Annotated in this window: 13 protein-coding genes and 1 riboswitch; of the genes, 2 read left to right on the top strand and 11 right to left on the bottom strand. The window is 51.1% G+C overall.

Features of this window, described 5'->3' with window-relative positions; genetic code table 11:
* Nucleotides 1-128: 128 nt before the first annotated feature.
* The 7 genes from AC1BI1_RS04730 to AC1BI1_RS04700 form a co-directional block, all read right to left on the bottom strand.
* A complete protein-coding gene (locus tag AC1BI1_RS04730) occupies nt 129-710 on the bottom strand; it encodes an SGNH/GDSL hydrolase family protein (RefSeq protein WP_476716124.1) in 582 nt (193 codons plus the stop codon).
* A gap of 153 nt (nt 711-863) precedes the next feature.
* Nucleotides 864-3,992 (bottom strand): SbcC/MukB-like Walker B domain-containing protein, encoded by a 3,129-nt coding sequence (locus tag AC1BI1_RS04725; protein WP_476716123.1) that lies wholly within the window; start codon nt 3,990-3,992, stop codon nt 864-866.
* A complete protein-coding gene (locus AC1BI1_RS04720) occupies nt 3,989-5,260 on the bottom strand; it encodes a metallophosphoesterase family protein (RefSeq protein ID WP_476716122.1) in 1,272 nt (423 codons plus the stop codon). Before AC1BI1_RS04720 ends, AC1BI1_RS04725 begins: the two co-directional genes overlap by 4 nt.
* Before the next feature lie 158 nt (nt 5,261-5,418).
* Nucleotides 5,419-6,354 carry an ABC transporter permease gene (locus tag AC1BI1_RS04715; protein ID WP_476716121.1) on the bottom strand — a complete coding sequence of 312 codons (936 nt, stop codon included), beginning with the start codon at nt 6,352-6,354 and terminating at the stop codon, nt 5,419-5,421.
* A gap of 3 nt (nt 6,355-6,357) precedes the next feature.
* The gene (locus AC1BI1_RS04710) at nt 6,358-7,428 is read right to left on the bottom strand and encodes an ABC transporter permease (RefSeq protein ID WP_476716120.1); all 1,071 of its coding nucleotides are present in this window, start codon (nt 7,426-7,428) and stop codon (nt 6,358-6,360) included.
* A complete protein-coding gene (locus tag AC1BI1_RS04705) occupies nt 7,425-8,942 on the bottom strand; it encodes an ABC transporter ATP-binding protein (RefSeq protein ID WP_476716119.1) in 1,518 nt (505 codons plus the stop codon). Before AC1BI1_RS04705 ends, AC1BI1_RS04710 begins: the two co-directional genes overlap by 4 nt.
* A 176-nt stretch (nt 8,943-9,118) precedes the next feature.
* Complete coding sequence (locus tag AC1BI1_RS04700) at nt 9,119-10,258, bottom strand: BMP family ABC transporter substrate-binding protein (RefSeq protein ID WP_476716118.1); 1,140 nt, start codon at nt 10,256-10,258, stop codon at nt 9,119-9,121.
* A 237-nt stretch (nt 10,259-10,495) separates the two neighbouring features.
* Nucleotides 10,496-10,595: riboswitch (purine riboswitch) on the bottom strand.
* 193 nt (nt 10,596-10,788) lie between these two features.
* Between AC1BI1_RS04700 and AC1BI1_RS04695 the strand changes: the two genes are divergently transcribed.
* Both AC1BI1_RS04695 and AC1BI1_RS04690 read left to right on the top strand, forming a co-directional pair.
* Nucleotides 10,789-11,769 (top strand): 2-hydroxyacid dehydrogenase, encoded by a 981-nt coding sequence (locus AC1BI1_RS04695; RefSeq protein ID WP_476716117.1) that lies wholly within the window; start codon nt 10,789-10,791, stop codon nt 11,767-11,769.
* A 94-nt stretch (nt 11,770-11,863) separates the two neighbouring features.
* Complete coding sequence (locus AC1BI1_RS04690; RefSeq protein ID WP_476716167.1) at nt 11,864-13,015, top strand: pyridoxal phosphate-dependent aminotransferase; 1,152 nt, start codon at nt 11,864-11,866, stop codon at nt 13,013-13,015.
* 147 nt (nt 13,016-13,162) lie between these two features.
* On the opposite strand, the gene AC1BI1_RS04685 is transcribed toward AC1BI1_RS04690, so the two are convergent.
* Genes AC1BI1_RS04685 through xdhB form a run of 4 tightly spaced genes read right to left on the bottom strand, consistent with a single transcriptional unit; the run spans nt 13,163 to nt 16,771 of the window.
* Complete coding sequence (locus tag AC1BI1_RS04685; protein WP_476716116.1) at nt 13,163-14,023, bottom strand: FAD binding domain-containing protein; 861 nt, start codon at nt 14,021-14,023, stop codon at nt 13,163-13,165.
* A gap of 55 nt (nt 14,024-14,078) precedes the next feature.
* Entirely contained in the window at nt 14,079-15,404 is a 1,326-nt protein-coding gene (ssnA, locus tag AC1BI1_RS04680; protein WP_476716115.1) for a putative aminohydrolase SsnA, read from the bottom strand.
* A gap of 28 nt (nt 15,405-15,432) precedes the next feature.
* Nucleotides 15,433-15,894, bottom strand: a complete 462-nt coding sequence (xdhC, locus tag AC1BI1_RS04675; protein WP_476716114.1) for a xanthine dehydrogenase subunit XdhC — start codon at nt 15,892-15,894, stop codon at nt 15,433-15,435.
* The gene (gene xdhB, locus AC1BI1_RS04670; RefSeq protein ID WP_476716113.1) at nt 15,887-16,771 is read right to left on the bottom strand and encodes a xanthine dehydrogenase FAD-binding subunit XdhB; all 885 of its coding nucleotides are present in this window, start codon (nt 16,769-16,771) and stop codon (nt 15,887-15,889) included. The genes xdhC and xdhB overlap by 8 nt, the downstream gene beginning before the upstream one ends.

The following is a 16,771-nucleotide window of genomic DNA, read 5'->3' as shown; positions in this document are numbered from 1 at the left end:
AATAAAATATTATTTACTTTATTGGCTTATGATTTAACGTTGACTTAAGACTACTGAACCTTACCAATCTTTGTCCCGCCAGTTACATTACAATAAATAGGGCCTGTTCAATTTAAAAATATACTTTATTAAAATATACCTTTTAGAAACGACAAGGCAGCTTCAGCCATAACCTGGTAACCCCGCCGGTTGGGGTGGGCGCCGTCCACAAAATATTCTTCCCTGCCCCAGCCGGTATCCGGGTCCAGCAGAGGAGTATAAAGATCGAGCAGCCTTAAACCCTCAGAAGCAGCTAGCTCCCGGTAAGCATCCCTGTAGCCTTCCAGGGCAATAGCCATATCGGCCAAGAAAGAAACCGGGATGTCCGCTTCCTTTTGACAAAGGGGAGGCGGCAGGGCAATTACCGGCAAGATACCTGCCCGGCTGGCCTTATCCGCCATGTTTTGCACATGGTCTTTAACTTCAGCCGTAGTCACCTTCGCCCAGGCGTCATTGGTCCCTCCCATGATAATTACGACCCGCGGCTTTATCTCGAGAACATCCCGGTCAAAACGGGCCAGCATTTCTTCAGTGGTTTCCCCGTTTATGCCCCGGTTTACCACTGCCCAGCCAGTGGCCTGTCCCACCAGATTAAGCCAGGAAGCCTCGGGGCCGTAGGGATAACCGTAGGTAAGGCTATCGCCTATGCCCACAACATGAACTTTAGCCAAAGGATTATCCCCCCAAAGGAATATAGCTTTATAAAACTACTGGGGCCCAAAACGCTGATCTTTGGGCCCCAGTGGCTCAAGGAGGTCTTGAAGAAGTGAGTGTGTGCATTTATATTTTTGACTTACCACCAGGGCCTTATACACCAAATGCTCTTAGTTGCGTACCAGCCGTACCTTGCTCCCGCTGCCGTCCGGCCCTGCCGGTATTACTTCCAAATAAACAGGCATCCTCTCGCGCATCTCTCGCACATGGCTGATGACTCCCACGAGACATTCTCCCAGGCGCAGTTTTTCCAGAGCTTGCATAACTACTTCCAGTTTTTCAGCATCCAGGGTGCCAAAACCTTCATCCAAAAAGAAGAATCCCAAAGGATACTGGCCTTTCAATTGTAATTGGGAGGACAGGGCCAGGGCCAGGGAGAGGGAAGCAAGAAAAGTTTCCCCTCCGGAAAGGGTAGAAACCGGGCGGCGCTGGCCCCCGTTAAAGTCGTCCCGCAGGATAAAATCGCCTCTTTCATCCAGTTCCAAAGCATAGCGCTGGCCAGTAAGGGTTCCCAAGCGCCGGGAAGCCTCCAGAGCCATCGCCTTAAGCTGCTCTTCTGCCAGGAATTCTACAAATTTACGGCCGCTCAAGATACGCCTTAAAATATCGGCCAGGTCACGTCGCCGGGCAACCTTCTGTTTTTCTTCTTGCAGCTTAAGCCACCTCTGGTGATTCCTCTCGAGGCGCTCAAGTTCATTTTTATAAACTGCCAGTTGGGCCTTATTGCCTTCCAGCTCCTTTTCTACCTCTTCCAACCGAGCCTTTAGGGCTTCCCAGCTTGCGGGATCAAAGGGCCGGCCGGCTAGAGCCTCTTCCAGTTCTTTTATTTCCTCGCGGGCTGCATAAAGGCGGCCCTGGAAGTCTTCTAGCCGGGTAGCTATAGCGCGGCGTTCTTCTTCGTCCATAAGAGCGTTAAGGACAGATTCGCGGCTAGCAAAGCCGGCAGCCAGAAGCTTTTGTTCTATACGCTTCTTAAGGTCCTCTTCCTCGCTTTGCCAAGTCTTCAGCTGGCTCTCCAGGGCCGTTACTCTTTTCTGGGCTTCGGTAAGCCCTGCCAGGGCCTCATCCTTTAGTTGCCGACACTTGTTAACTCTGGCCTCCATCTCCGCTATCTTTTGCTCAATAGCCCTTAGCAAGATCGCCGGATCTCTTTCGCCAGCTACTTGGCGTATCCTTTCCTGTAACTCAACCTCACGAGCGCGTCTGCTGGCAATCTCTCCCTTCAGAGCACTTTCTTTAATCTGGACGGACTGTAAATGTTCCCCCAGTTCGCGCACTTGAACATCTATCTCTTCTATTTCCTCCTCGAGCTGGTTACGGCGCTGGCTAAACTCAGCCAGTCTCTTTTCAGCTTGCCGGAGCTCCTCCAACCGTTTTTTAACTTGCTCCCGGCTTTGCCCTTCCGCCAACCGGGAAAAAGCAGCGGCAAGCTCTGTTATTTCTTCCTGCAACCTCTCCCTTTCCGGGGCAATATTCTCCCACAAAGTCCGGTAGAGGACCTCCAGATCCCTGTTAACTTTTAAAACAGCCTCACGCCATTGCCTTGCCTCCACCAGCTCTTTTTCTGCTTGCTCCAGTTCGCGAGTCAAAGCCTCCAATTTCGAGGAGTCTTCCCCTGTTCTGGCCGGGCAGGGATGCTCCCGGGAACCACAAACTGGACAGGGCTCCCCCGGACGGAGTTCGGCAGCCAGAGCCACTGCCTTTTGCGCCAGCAAAATTTGCTCCCGGGCCAGGCGCAAAGAGTCCACTTTCCCTTCGGCTTCCCTTACCACCCCTTCCACGAGAAGACCAATATCAGTTTCCTGGGTAACTACCGCGGCCGGTAACATATCTTGCACCAATTGGGTTAAGCTTTGCAGCCCTTCCTTCAGGCGCAGCTCTCCCTCGCGGTATTTCTTTTCCCAGATTAGAGCCCGTTTTTCCCTGTCTTCCAAGAGGGAAAGAAGCCTTACCGCATTTTCCAACTGCTCCTTTTCCTCTGGATTTATGGTCAAAGAGTGCAGGTGAGCTGCTATTTTCTTTTGTTGCCCGCGCAGTTCAGCCAGATAAGTACGCTTGTTTTCCAGCTTTAGGGTAACCTGGGCAATATTTTTTCGGAGTTCCTCCAGGGCTGTCTCCTGCTTCTCCAGTTCTTCCCGTAGCGCCTTCCTTTCCGCAGCCTTTTCTACGGCCCCTTTAACCTTGACAAGCCTGTCCTGCCATAAAGGCCACTCCCTTTCCTTTTCCCTCTCCGCTTCCTCCAACTGTTCCCGGGCCCTTTTCCAGGCTGCCTCCTCCTGCTTTTCCCGGGATTTTGCTTGCACCAGCAATCCTTCCAGTCTTTTTAGCTCTGAGGTAAGCTCCTGCTCGCGGGCTAGGTCCTGCCGCAAGGGTTCAGCCTTGGCTGCCAGCTCCAAAGCCTCGCGGTACTTCTCCATCGCTGGGAGTTCACCTTGCAAACCTTCCAGTTTATTTTTAGCTTGTTGTAATTTGTCATACAGCTTTCTTACTTCCTCCATTTGCTCCCATTGCTGGCGCAATTCTGTTAGCGCCTGCTCCATATCCCGCACTCTCTGCTCCTGCTCCACTACCGCCTCTTTAGCTGCGGCCAGAGCCTGTTCCGAAGCATCTCCCATTCCTGCTTCTTCGGCGGCAATGTTGGCCAGCCGCTGTTCACAATTCCAAAGCACTTTCTTGGCCTTCTCTGCCAGTTCATCACCATAATGCTCCAGGCAGAAAATATATTCCAACATTTTGGCCCGTTCCCCGCCGCTGAGCTTCAGAAACTCATCAAATTTCCCCTGGGGCAGGACTACAGCCCTAGTAAAGTCTTCCTTTCTCAACCCTAAAATCTTTATAATCTGGCTATCAACTTCACTAGGGGAAGACGCTATCACTTTTAAGATTTTCCCGTCCTTGTCCAGTTGCAGCAAACGTGCGTTTCTGGCCCGGACGGAAAAGGTATCGCTTCCCTCCCGGATATACTGCCGTTCGACCCGGTAGATCCCTCCTCCTATTTCAAAGGTAAAGGAGACCTGCAGCCGGTCCTCCTGTTGGTTTAAGATGCCGCGCTTCCCCCTCTCGGCTCGCTCCACACTGCCAAAGAGAGCTAAAGTGATGGCATCTAAAATGGTGGATTTACCCGCTCCGGTAGGCCCGAAAATCCCGAATAACCCGTAGCCGGCCAGTTCTGCAAAATTAATCTGCTGCTCCTGCCGGTAACTGTGCAACCCAGAAAATACCAGCTTAAGAGGCTTCATAAACCCGCCTCCCTTACCAGTTCGGCTTCGTCTTCAGCGTTCACCAACTCCATAAACAGGTCTACCAGTTCCTGGGGAGGCTCGTTCCCCAGCTGCCGGGCAGCAAAAAGTCGAAATTGCTCCTCTAAGGATAAGGCCTGTCTCCGGTGTTCTTTATCTAAGGCCTCTGTCTCCGGCAAAAGGACTTTGATATTAACAACCCCGGGATGGTACCGGCGGATCTCAGTTACTACCTGGGGAGATAAAGGCTCCTGCGCTCTTATTTCCAGATCTACCCAACAACGTAAATTCCTTTCATCCCTGCACCAACTCCAAAACTCTTCCAGGCTGGAGGCGCTCCACACTTTTAAAGGCCAGCCGCAATTAAGAGGTACTCGTCTCAAATAGATTTCTTGGCCCGGTCGAACATCTATAATTACCACTTCTTTTTGTTGGTCTGCTTCGGAAAAGCTATAGGCCAGAGGCGAACCGGCGTAACGGCAGGCTACCGGAGCAGCTTCTATACCTTGGGGGCGGTGGAGGTGACCCAAAGCTACATAATGGGCATTAGCCGGTAGCGCCTCTGCCGCCACGGACAGGGCACCCCCCAGCTGAATGGGCCGTTCGGAGTCCGATTCCCTACCCCCAGCCATAAAAAGGTGGCTAACAACAAGATTAACGGTTTCAGGACGAAAATGGGCAGCAGCTCCCTCCAGAATAGCCTTAACCCGCGCAGAATACGCTTGTTGCATGGTGCTTTCTTCCAGTTCAGGGGTCAGCAGCTCATTGAGCCGCGCTTCCGAAGGATAGGCTAGGGTGACGATCACGGCATGCTGTTCACAACCCGGAATCTTAAGTTCCAGCCAACCCGGACCGGACGCTACCCTCTCTACTCCTCCCTTTCCAAGTCCCGGTGGCAATTCCTCCAGAGGATAACCGATGAGTGAGATGCCGTGAGTTAAGGCCAGGGGATTGGCAGCCCGCAGGCGCTCCGGGCTATCGTGATTGCCGGCAATAGCTACAATTGCTCTTCTGCCGCCCCGGGATAGCCGTTCCAGGGCTTCAAAGAACAAATTTTCGGCCTCCGCTGGAGGGTTAAAGCTATCGAAAACATCCCCGGCTATGAGGACCAGGTGCACATCCTCCGCATCAGCCAGGTCGCACAGCAGGTTCACAAATTCCCTTTGTTCAGGCAGGCGCGACCTGCCCTCCAGGGTACGGCCCAGGTGCCAGTCAGAGGTATGTAATATGCGCAAAAAGGTTTCAGCTCCTTTAAGATGTTTAGTCACAGTTTTTATTTTCCACCTTCAGGCCGCCAAATCCTGTCGGCTGACAAAAGAAAAATGCTTCATGCAAGGGTCCAAATTAAGAATCCCAGCTTTGCGCTGGGATTCTTGACTTGCGAGCCCCTTGCTCGCTTGGTCAATCTTTGACGACACCGCTATCCTCATCTTTCCTCCCGGTCGTAAGCGATACCCAGAGCCCCCGGTGCTCCTATATGCTTTATCATGGTCTGACGGGTGGCAATAATTAACACAATTACCGTGAGAATATAGGGCAACATTTTTAAGAAGAAAGAAGGGATGCTAATTTTAGTCGCTGCTTGCAGGGTATAGGCCAGGGCATCTACTCCCCCAAAGAGGTAGGCACCTAGTACAGCCCTTAAAGGATCCCACACAGCAAAAATAACCAGGGCCACAGCGATCCACCCGCGACCGGCGGTCATGTGCTCCAGCCAGCTGGGTGCATAGGCTAAAGAAAGGTAGGCACCACCGGCGCCAGCCAGCATACCTCCAATTATAACATGGAGGTAGCGCAGGGCAAAAACATTTACCCCCAGAGCATCAGCAGCTCCGGGATTCTCTCCTACAGCCCTTAAATTAAGACCCGGCCTAGTATGGTACAAATAATACCAGAGCAGGGGAACCAGAATATACGTAAGGTAAACCAAGGGATCATGGCGGAACAAAATTGGACCCAAAATAGGTATCTGAGAAAGACCGGGAATGGCCACCGCTTTAAAACTTACTGGCAGGGGAACTCCAATATAAGGTTTGCCTAAAAAGCCGCTTAATCCAGTACCGAAAAGGGTTAAGGCTAAGCCGGTTACTACTTGATTGGAGCGCAGGGTAATGGTCAGAAAAGCAAAGATGGCTGCCGTACATCCAGCGGCGAGCATGGCCACGATGAAACCCAACCAGGGATTAGCCGTTCGCGCAGCAACCATGAACCCGGTGACTGCTCCCACCAGCATCATACCCTCAACCCCTAAGTTGAGGACCCCCGCCCGCTCGGCTAAAATTTCACCCAGGGCAGCATAAAGTATAGGAGTTCCAGCAATAATGGCCGCTGCCAGAGCAGCCACCCATATGGAGTTATCCATAGCTTATCTTGCGACCTCCTTGCGACCAAAGTGTAGGCGATAACGGGTCAAAATCTCGCCACCTAGCACGAAAAAGAGGATGGCTCCCTGGAGCATGGAAACAGTCGCAGCCGGTACACCCATACTTTGCACGCTATAGCCTCCTACAATCAAGCCCGCAAACAGGAAGGAGACCAGAATAACGGTGGCCGGATGGAGTTTAGCCAGCCAGGCAACGATAATAGCCGTATAACCATACCCGGGAGAAATGCCGTGCTGCAGGCGATGGCTTACACCTGCTACTTCGCTCATGCCTGCCAGGCCAGCCAGAGCACCGCTCAAAAACATGACCAGGATTATATTGCGTTCAATATTCATTCCTGCATAGCGGGCCGCCTTAAAGCTTTCGCCAATAACCCGTATTTCATAACCCCAGCGCGTACGCCAGAGGATAACAGTCAAAATTATTGCAGCTACCAGAGCAAAGAGCAGGCCTAAATGGACCCGCGTTCCGGCAATGGTGGGCAAAGTGGCCGCTTTACTGAAAGGAGCGGTAAGGGGGAAGTTAAAGCCCTTAGGATCCTTCCAGGGGCCGTAGACCAAATAGTCTACCCAGAGGATGGCTACATAATTGAGCATCAAAGTAGTAATAACCTCATTGACACCCCATTTGGCCCGGGGGACAGCCGGCAGTAAAGCCCAAAGGCCACCCGCCAGACAGCCGACCACAAACATAGCTGGCAGCATAACGTAGACCGGTAAATGAGGAAAAGTCAAGGCTACCCAGCTGGCACCAAAGGCTCCCATATAAAACTGTCCTTCGGCGCCGATATTCCACAGGAGCATCCGGAAAGCTACCGAGACTCCCAAACTGGTCAGCATCAGCGGTATAGCCTTAACCACGGTTTCCGAAATACCGTATTTAGAGCCAAAAACTCCTTTTAACATGCCCTGGTAAACTTTTAACGGATCGAGGTCCGTCAGGGCTAGAAAGATAGCTCCTAGTCCCAGGGCAAGAATTATGGAAATAACAGGAATTATTACAACCATAAAAGGAGAAGGTTGTAAACGCTTTTCCCACCTTACCCAGGTCATGCACTTACCTCCATTCTTTTAGCTCCAGCCATCATCAACCCTAAGTCTTCAATATTGGCCTCTTCAGTCGGCACTACACCCATAATCTGGCCCTCGTACATCACCGCAATCCGGTCGGCTAAGCGGAAGAGCTCTTCCAAGTCTTCGGAGATCAGGAGGATAGCAGTCCCCGCAGCTCTCTGTTCCAGCAAAAGGCGGTGAACCGTTTGTGTAGCCCCCACATCCAGGCCTCTGCTGGGATAAACAGCCAACAAAAGGCGTGGACGGTTAGAGATTTCACGCGCAAGCAGCAGTCGCTGCAAGTTGCCCCCGGACATCAACTTTACCGGAGCATCTAAGCCTGCCATTTTGACTTTAAATCGCTCTACCAGTTCGCCGGCCCACTGACGTGCCGCCCTCCGGTTCATCAGTACCTTACCCCAGCGAGGGTGACGATACTCCTTGAGCAACAGGTTATCGATGGCTCCTAAATTAGGCACCAAGCCCATGCCCAGGCGATCCTCGGGAACAAAACCTACACCGGCATTAATAACCCGGCAGGGATCGCATTGGCCTAGTTCTTGGCCGGCCACAGTGATAGTGCCGCTTAAAACAGGGCGTAACCCGGCAATCACCTCGGCCAGCTCCCGCTGCCCGTTACCGGCCACCCCCGCAATACCTAAAATTTCACCGGCAGCAATAGACAAGTCGATGCCCTTTAAAGCCAGCAAGCCTTTATCGTTTAAGGCCTTTAAGCCCTTAATTTCCAAAACTATTTCACCTTTAGCTGCCTTAGGTTTATCTCCTTGCCATAAGACATCCCGGCCCACCATCAACCTGGCCAGTTCCTTTTCGTTGGTCTCGCTTTTCTTTACGGTCGCCACTGTCTTGCCGCCCCGCAAAATGGTGATGGTATCGGCAGCCTCCATAACTTCTTGCAATTTATGGGTAATAAAGATTACTGCACAACCTTCGGCAGCCATTTTTTTAAGCGTCCCGTATAAGTCCCTAGCTTCCTGGGGTGTTAAAACTGCTGTGGGTTCGTCGAGAATAAGTACTCGGGCGCGGCGGTATAAGAGTTTGATGATCTCTACCCGCTGCTGCTCTCCCACTGAAAGCTGCCATATACGGGCGTGAGGATCTACCTGAAGCCCGTAGGCACTGGATAAATCTGCTATCTCCTCGGCCAATTTATTCAAATTGAGCTTAAGACCACCTTTTAGGCCCAAGGCTACGTTCTCGGTTACGGTGAAGGGGGCCACCAGCCGGAAATGCTGGTGCACCATGCCGATTCCTGCTTCTATGGCATCCCGGGGAGAGCGGAAATTCGCTTTCTGCCCGTTAATATAAATTTCGCCCCCGTCCGGACGGTACAAGCCGGTTAAAATGCTCATTAGAGTACTTTTCCCTGCCCCATTTTCCCCTAAAAGGGCATGGATTTCTCCTGGATAAACAGTTAAATTTACTCCATCGTTGGCCACAACGCCGGGGAAAACCTTCGTAATACCTCGCATTTCCACGAGAGGTACTGTCATGCAAATGCCTCCTGGTCTAGACTTTAGAGCTTAAATTCGCTACGGGAGAATAAATTCCTCCCAGTTTAAAAATAATCTATAATTAAATTTTGGGTATTTTATCATATGAGATTTAAATAGAATTGTACTCTAAAGGCCGTGGGCTTTATCCCACGGCCTTCAAGAGGAATATTTTTCTATTTTTTAGCGCGCGGGATCTCTCCTTCGACACCCTCTACAAACCAGTCAACGCCTAAAACTTCTTCGTGGGTCATCTTGCTGCCTTCGGGTACCCGGACTTTACCGCTCTGATCCTTAATGGGCCCTTGGAACACATAGAACTTACCTTCGAGAATCTCTTTCTTCTTGTTTTCTACCAGTTGGCGGACGTCCTGGGGCACAATATCGTTGAAGGGAGCCAGGTCCACAATACCGTCTTTCATGGTACCGTAGTATTGCTCCGATTTCCAGGTGCCGTTCTTTACAGCTTCCACGGTCTTCACATAGTAGGGCCCCCAATTCCAAATGGGCGCAGTGAGAGAAGCCTTGGGAGCAAATTGGCGCATATCGGAATTATACCCGATAGCATATTTACCCCTCTCCTGGGCGGCCTGCTGAGGTCCAGGAGTATCCTGGTGCTGGGCAATCACATCGGCACCCGCATCCAGGAGGCTCAAGGCAGCTTGTTTTTCGGCTGCGGGATCATACCAAGTATTGGTCCAGACCACTTTTACTTTAACGTTGGGGTTGACCGAACGGGCTCCTAGGGTAAAAGCATTGATCCCGCGGATGACTTCCGGAATGGGATGGGCCGCTACATACCCCAGAATGTTGCTCTTGGTCATTTTACCGGCAACTATGCCGGAAAGATAACGGGGTTCTTCCATGGCTCCAAAATAGGTGCCCACATTGGGAGCTGTTTTATATCCGGAGCAGTGCAAAAAGACAACGTTAGGATATTTTTCAGCAACCTTAATAACGTAGTCCATATAACCGAAGCTGGTGGCAAAGATTACTTTATTGCCTTCTTCGGCCAGTTGAGTCAAGACGCGCTCTGCGTCAGGGCCTTCAGGAACGTTTTCAATATAGGTAGTGGTAACCCAAGGCAGTTTTTGTTCTAAATACTTGCGTCCCTGGTCATGGGCCCAGGTCCAGCCTGCATCACCTACAGGTCCAACATATACAAAAGCTACTTTCATTTTTTCTTCTTTCTTCTGCTCTCCTTGCTTTTGCTCACCTTGGGGAGGAGCGCTCTGCTTGCCACCACAGCCGGCCAGCAAAGCCATAGCCAATAGCAGGATCAAACCCGCTAACAAAATACGAGCTACTTTTTTCATACCTCTGTACCGGGTTCGCACATAGGCACCCGGCTGCCACCTCCTTGTTTTTTTAATTATAACTTTGCTTCTACTTCATCAATCCGCGCTACCGTGCTTAAGCTGTATAATGCATTTATTCTTTTTGTACTCTTTTTCACCACCTCCTCCTAATATTATTTGGCTACTATCTTCTATAATCCTCCTAACCCTTCTAACTTTTGACGCCATTAAAAAGCCAGGCTTCCGATCACTTAACCACGAAGGATCAACCTTCGTAGTCAGGTGATTACGGTCACCTGGTAGAGACCCCCGGACCAATTACCGGGGTTATACGAAGTCATTACAAGTTAATATAAAGCTGTTACAAAGACTCTAATTCGCCATGAATTCATAAAATCCTGCCACTGTTCCAGGGTGAAATAATTTATACTGTATTCTTTGGAGACAGGTTAAAGGATATTACATAGAAATGTCGAATAAAAATGTAATTAAATTAACTGGGTACAGTGTAATAGTAATTAAAATCACAAACAAGGAGGAATCCAGGTATGTCTAAATGGAAAGTCTATGTAACCCGCCCTGTACCTCAGCCAGCTATCGATATGCTGGCAGAACACTGCGAAGTAGAAATTAATCCTGAAGACCGCGTCCTCACCAAGCAAGAGCTTATAGAAAAGATTCAAGGGTGCGACGGTGTCTTCTGCCTGCTAACCGACAAAATTGATGCCGAGGTTATGGATTCTGCCAAGAGCGTGAAGGTATTCGCCAATATGGCTGTGGGCTTTGATAATATCGATGTGAAAGCTGCCACTGAACGAGGCATCCTCATAACTAACACGCCCGGCGTTCTTACGGAAGCTACAGCAGAGATGGCCTGGGCTCTTCTTTTCGCAGTAGCCAGGAGAGTAGTGGAAGCCGATAAGTTCATGCGTGCGGGTAAATACCAGGCATGGGGCCCCCTGCTTTTCCTCGGCCAGGAAATACATGGCAAAACCCTGGGAGTAATCGGAGCTGGCCGGATCGGTACAGCCTTTGCCCGCAGAGCCAAATGCTTTGATCTTAAAGTTTTGTATACTGACGTACAGCCCAACCCCCATTTTGAAGCAGAAACCGGAGGCCAGTTTGTAGACAAGGATACCCTTTTGCGGGAATCTGATTTCGTATCTATCCACGTGCCCTTAACACCCTCCACTTATCACCTCATCAGCGAAAAAGAATTAAAGCTCATGAAAAAATCAGCCATTCTTATAAATACTTCCCGGGGCCCGGTAGTAGACGAAATAGCCCTGGTCAAAGCCTTACAGGAAAAAGAAATCTGGGGCGCCGGCCTGGATGTGTTCGAATGGGAACCCAAAATGGCACCAGGATTGGCCGAACTGGACAATGTAATCGTTTGTCCTCACATAGCCAGTGCCACCTGGGAGACCCGTACTGCCATGGCTACTATGGCTGCCAGAAACCTGCTAGCTGCCCTGCGAGGCGAACTACCGCCCCAGTGTGTAAATCCGGAAGCCTACCGCGGAAAATAATGTAAACATAGGGGGAACGGCCTCTGTCCAAAGGAAACCAAGGGTATTTTCAAGGGAGGTAACGCTTGTGTTTGAACACCTTTTAGCCCGCAGAATGTTTGACCTGGGCACCGAAACCGCCTTCGAAGTACTGGCTAAAGCCAAGGCCATGGAAGCCCAGGGCAAAGAAGTCATTCATCTAGAAATTGGGGAGCCTGACTTCGATACTCCACGCAATATTATTGATGCTGCTATCAAAGCCCTTAATTCAGGTTATACCCATTATACCCCGGCCCCTGGCCTGATGGAAGTCCGCCAAGCTATCGCTGAATATGCCACTCGCCAGAAGGGCGTCCCGTATTCAGCCGAGGAAGTGGTTGTAGTCCCCGGCGGCAAGCCTATTATGTTCTTCAGCATACTGGCCCTGGTTAATCCGGGAGATGAAGTCATATATCCCAACCCAGGTTTTCCTATTTATGAATCCGTCATCAAGTTTGTAGGGGGCCAGCCCGTTCCCATTCCCCTGCGCGAAGAAAAGGATTTCCGCCTGGATGTGGAGGAGCTGGCCACCCTCATCACACCCCAAACCAAGATGTTGATTATAAATTCGCCTGCCAACCCCACCGGCGGCGTGCTAACCCGTGAAGATGTGGAACGCATCGCCGACCTGGTACGGGGTAAAAACATTATAGTTTTATCTGACGAAATTTACGACCGCATTATTTATGACGGAGCACAACCGGTATCCATTGCTTCCCTGCCGGGTATGAAAGATCAGACCATTATCTTGGATGGTTTTTCCAAAACTTATGCCATGACCGGCTGGCGCCTGGGATTCGGTCTTATGCATAAAGAGCTGGCTGCCCGTATTGCCCAGCTTATGGTTAACTCTAACTCCTGTACAGCAGCCTTTACCCAGATAGCCGGCATTGAAGCTCTAACCGGTCCGCAGGAGGCGGTAGAGGCTATGGTGGCCGAATTTAAGCGCCGGCGAGACATCATTGTCGATGGCCTGAATTCTATCCCCGGCGTTACTTGTAAAAAACCAAAGGGTGCCTTCTACGTCTTCCCCAATGTTAAATCCTTCGGCCGCCCCAGTAAGCAAATTGCCGATTTCCTGCTAGAAGAATCCGGCGTGGCTGTACTCGGCGGTACGGCCTTTGGCGAGTATGGTGAAGGTTACCTGCGCCTCTCTTATGCCAACTCGGTGGAAAATATTCAAAAGGCCTTGAACAGAATAGAAGACGCTTTAAAGAAACTGCGCTAAGTCTGATTCCCCCAAGGGCTTTGCGGGAACCTGACGGTCAATTTGACCGTAGCCCGTGGATATCGCGTTGGTAATTACAAAAGGCCCTTCCCCCAATAAAGGAGAAGGGCCTACTTTTTGTTGTTGCCATTGCTTGTGGCCTTAAGTTTAATTTAGCTTGGCCAGGGCTTCCTCCAAAGCCCGGAAAACTAGGACTTGGGCCATTTCTTTACGATATTCCCGGGAGCCGCGCAAAACGCTATCTCTCGGTTGGGCGAGGTCAGCTGCAATTTTCGCCGCCTCCATCATCCTTTCCCGGCTGACTTTCGCTCCTACCAGCACTTCGGCCGCTTCCCGGCACAGGAAAGGCCTTGGAGCTACTGGTGCCAGACAAATACGCACCCTTTGCCAGCGCCCATCTTTTACTTGTAACCGTACAGCTACGTTGAGCATAGGCAAAGACAAGGCCCGGCGCGGGGAAAGCCGCACAAAGGCGGACGTATCACCCTCACCCCACTTGGGCACTAGAAAACGCCAGAGAAGTTCGCGGCTGCTGTCCACTCGGGAACGGCCCACACCTTCATATAACTCTTCTACCGGTACTCGCCTAGTACCCCCAGGGCCGATTATTTCCGCCTCGGCTCCCAGGGCCACCAGGGCTACCGCCGCATCGGCCGCCGGCTGCGCGTTGACCACATTGCCCGCCAGGGTACCCACATTACGAATTTGTGGCGATCCCACGGAAGCAGCAGCCTGGGCCAGGGCGGGAAGCCTCTTCCTAATAAGCTCCGAAGTTGCCGCCTGGGTGTGGGTCACCCCACCGCCTAAAATTATACTATCCTCTTCTTCGGCAATAACATTCAGCCCGGGGATGCGAGTGATATCCACCAGCACTTGAGGGTTCCTTCGCTTTTCTTTTATATCCACCATCAAATCCGTGCCGCCGGCAATAATCCTGGCTCCTTCATGGGCGGCTAGCATTTCCAGGCATTCGGCCGGCGAGCTAGGGAAAAGGTAGGTAGTTACCATATTATACCAATCTCCCCTTACAAAATGCCCTCCACTTTCCTGGATGTCCCCTCTCTCAAAACCGTTCCCAAACTTTTAAGGCCAGCTCCCTCGCGCGGGCAGCAATGGCTGCTTCGTCCAGGTGCAGAAGTTTACGGCCGCGCATAAGGATTTTTCCCCCAATAATAGTAGTATCCACCCGGCCGCCGTGGAAGCCGAAAAGCAAGTGACCGTACCAGTTTTCAGCCGTAAGGGGCGTAGGGGGTTCATACTCCACCAAGATTACATCAGCATAAGCACCCGGAACCAGACGTCCTAGAGGACGGGGATAAAAGGCTTCCAGGATCCGGCTGTTGTTAGTAAAGGCCATGGCCGGTATCTCTGTCCAGCCGGTACTGGGATTGCCGCTGGCCAGTTTGCGCAAGACGTTAGCTACTTTGAGGGACTCAAACATATCACTGGTATACCCATCGGTACCTAACCCTACCGTAACCCCCGCAGCCAGCATTTCCCCTACCGGAGCGCAGCCCACAGCATTCCCCATGTTGGATTCCGGGTTGTGAACAACCAGAGTGCCCGTCTCTTTTAGTATAGCAATTTCCCTTTCTGTTACATGGACACAGTGAGCCGCGATGGTCTGAGGTCCCAAAATACCGTGCTGAGCCAGACGCTCAACCACCCGCTTGCCGGAACGCTCCAGAGCATCCTCCACATCCTGAATACCCTCAGCCACATGGATGTGAAAACCGCAGCCCAGCTCCTGGGCAGCTTCCCGGCAAGCGGCTAGTGTATCATCGGATAGAGTAAAGGAAGCATGCAGGCCAAAGGTTGCTGAGAGGAGTCCTCCCTTGCCCCGGTATTTTTTAATAGCTTCTACATTTTCTTCAATACCCTGCCGGGCAATCTCCGGGCCATCCCGGTCAGATACTTCATAAGCCAGGCAGGTGCGAACGCCGGTTTCTTGTACCGCCTGGGCAATGGCCTCCAGACTCCCCCTCACCGCCCGGGGGCTGGCATGATGATCTAAAATCGTGGTAGTCCCGCTCTTAATACAATCTATCAGGGGCGGGAGAGCGCTATAATAAACATCTTCCAGGGTCAGGGCTTTATCCAGCCGCCACCAAAGCCGCTGGAGTATTTCCAGGAAATTGGTCGGAGGATCATCCTTTAAACCCATTCCCCGGGCAAAGGTGCTGTAAAGGTGCATGTGGGTATTAGTCATACCCGGCATAATAATTTTGCCTTCTGCATCCAGAAACTCTGCTTCCGGGTATTGTTCCTTTAGCTGGTCCGTAGGACCTAAAGCTACTATCTGGTCCCCTTCTATGGCCACCGCCCCTTTTTCGTAGTAAGGACTTTCCGGGTCTAATGTGAGCAGACGTCCATTACCTACTATGAGCATTTCTTTACCCCCTCATTGGTGTCGAAACTTAATCTGCCAGGGCTTTTTCTACAGCTTTAATAATGTTTTGGTAACCGGTACAGCGGCAAAGATGACCGGATAACTCCCTCTTAATTTCTTCCCGGGTATATTTCTTACCGCTCTCTACCAAAGCCGTTGCAGTAAGCACATACCCCGGCGTACAAAAGCCGCACTGAATAGCTCCCTCTTCGATAAAGGCCTTTTGTACCTTGGAGAGCTCCCCGTTTTTAGCTATACCTTCTATGGTGACTATATTTTTCCCGTCGGCCCAAACGGCCAGGTAAATACACGAATCAATAGGGGTGCCGTCGATGAGAACAGTGCAAGCCCCGCATTCGCCCACTCCACACCCTTTTTTTACACCGGTATATCCTAAGCGGTTTCTCAAAACTTCCAGCAACGATTCGCGAACGTCGACTTCTAGGGTCTCTTGTTTTCCGTTTACGACCAAGGAAATTTTTTTAAGCAATTTCCTCACCCCCTGCCTTGACAATGGCCACCTTTAGCGCCCTTTGAGTAAGTTCTTCCACCAAGTGCTCCCTGTATTCTTTGGAAGCCCTCCAGGAGGTTCTGGCCTTCGTCGATTTGACTGCTAATTTGCCCATTTCCGCTATGGTTTCGGCGGAGATCGTTTTACCCTTAGCATAGGCTTCAGCTTCGTGGCATCGTAAAGGAGTGGGACCCGCCACCCCTAGCCCGATCCTGACATCTTCAAAAACGTTACCATCCTTTATCCTGCAAATTACGGCCACACCTAAAGTAGCAATATCCATGGCTTTGCGCATGGAAAATTTAATATAGTGCCCACCATAACCCTTATAATTGTCCGGAGAAATGATAATTTCGGTAAGGAGTTCCCCCGGTTTTAAATCAACCCTTCCGGGGCCCAGGTAAAACTCCTGAATGGGAACTACCCGCTCACCCTGATTGCTCTGCAATCTTAATCTAGCATTGAGGGCAAATAGGGTGGAAGCGCTGTCGGCAGAGGTGGCGCCGTTGCAAATATTACCCCCTATGGTGGCCACGTTACGGATTTGTGGTCCTCCCATGGAGAGGGCAGCTTCCGCCAAGATGGGGATGTTTTCACCGATAATAGGGTCTTGGGCGATTTGAGTAAAAGTTGTAAGCGGGCCGATTATGATAGTCCCATCCTCAAGTTTACGAATGCCTTCCAGGGATTTTATTTTCCGAATGCTGAGCAGCTCTGCTTTTTCGAGTTGTCCATGATGCAGTTTAATCAGAACATCCGTTCCGCCCGCAATGACGATTAGATTAGGATTGGCCGCCAGCAACGCAGTTGCTTCATTTACTGTTTCCGCCTCGAAATATGCTTTTATGTCGAACAT

It is taken from the genome of Thermanaeromonas sp. DSM 22490, from assembly GCF_056378755.1.
This window is presented reverse-complemented; position numbering and strand designations above follow the sequence as displayed.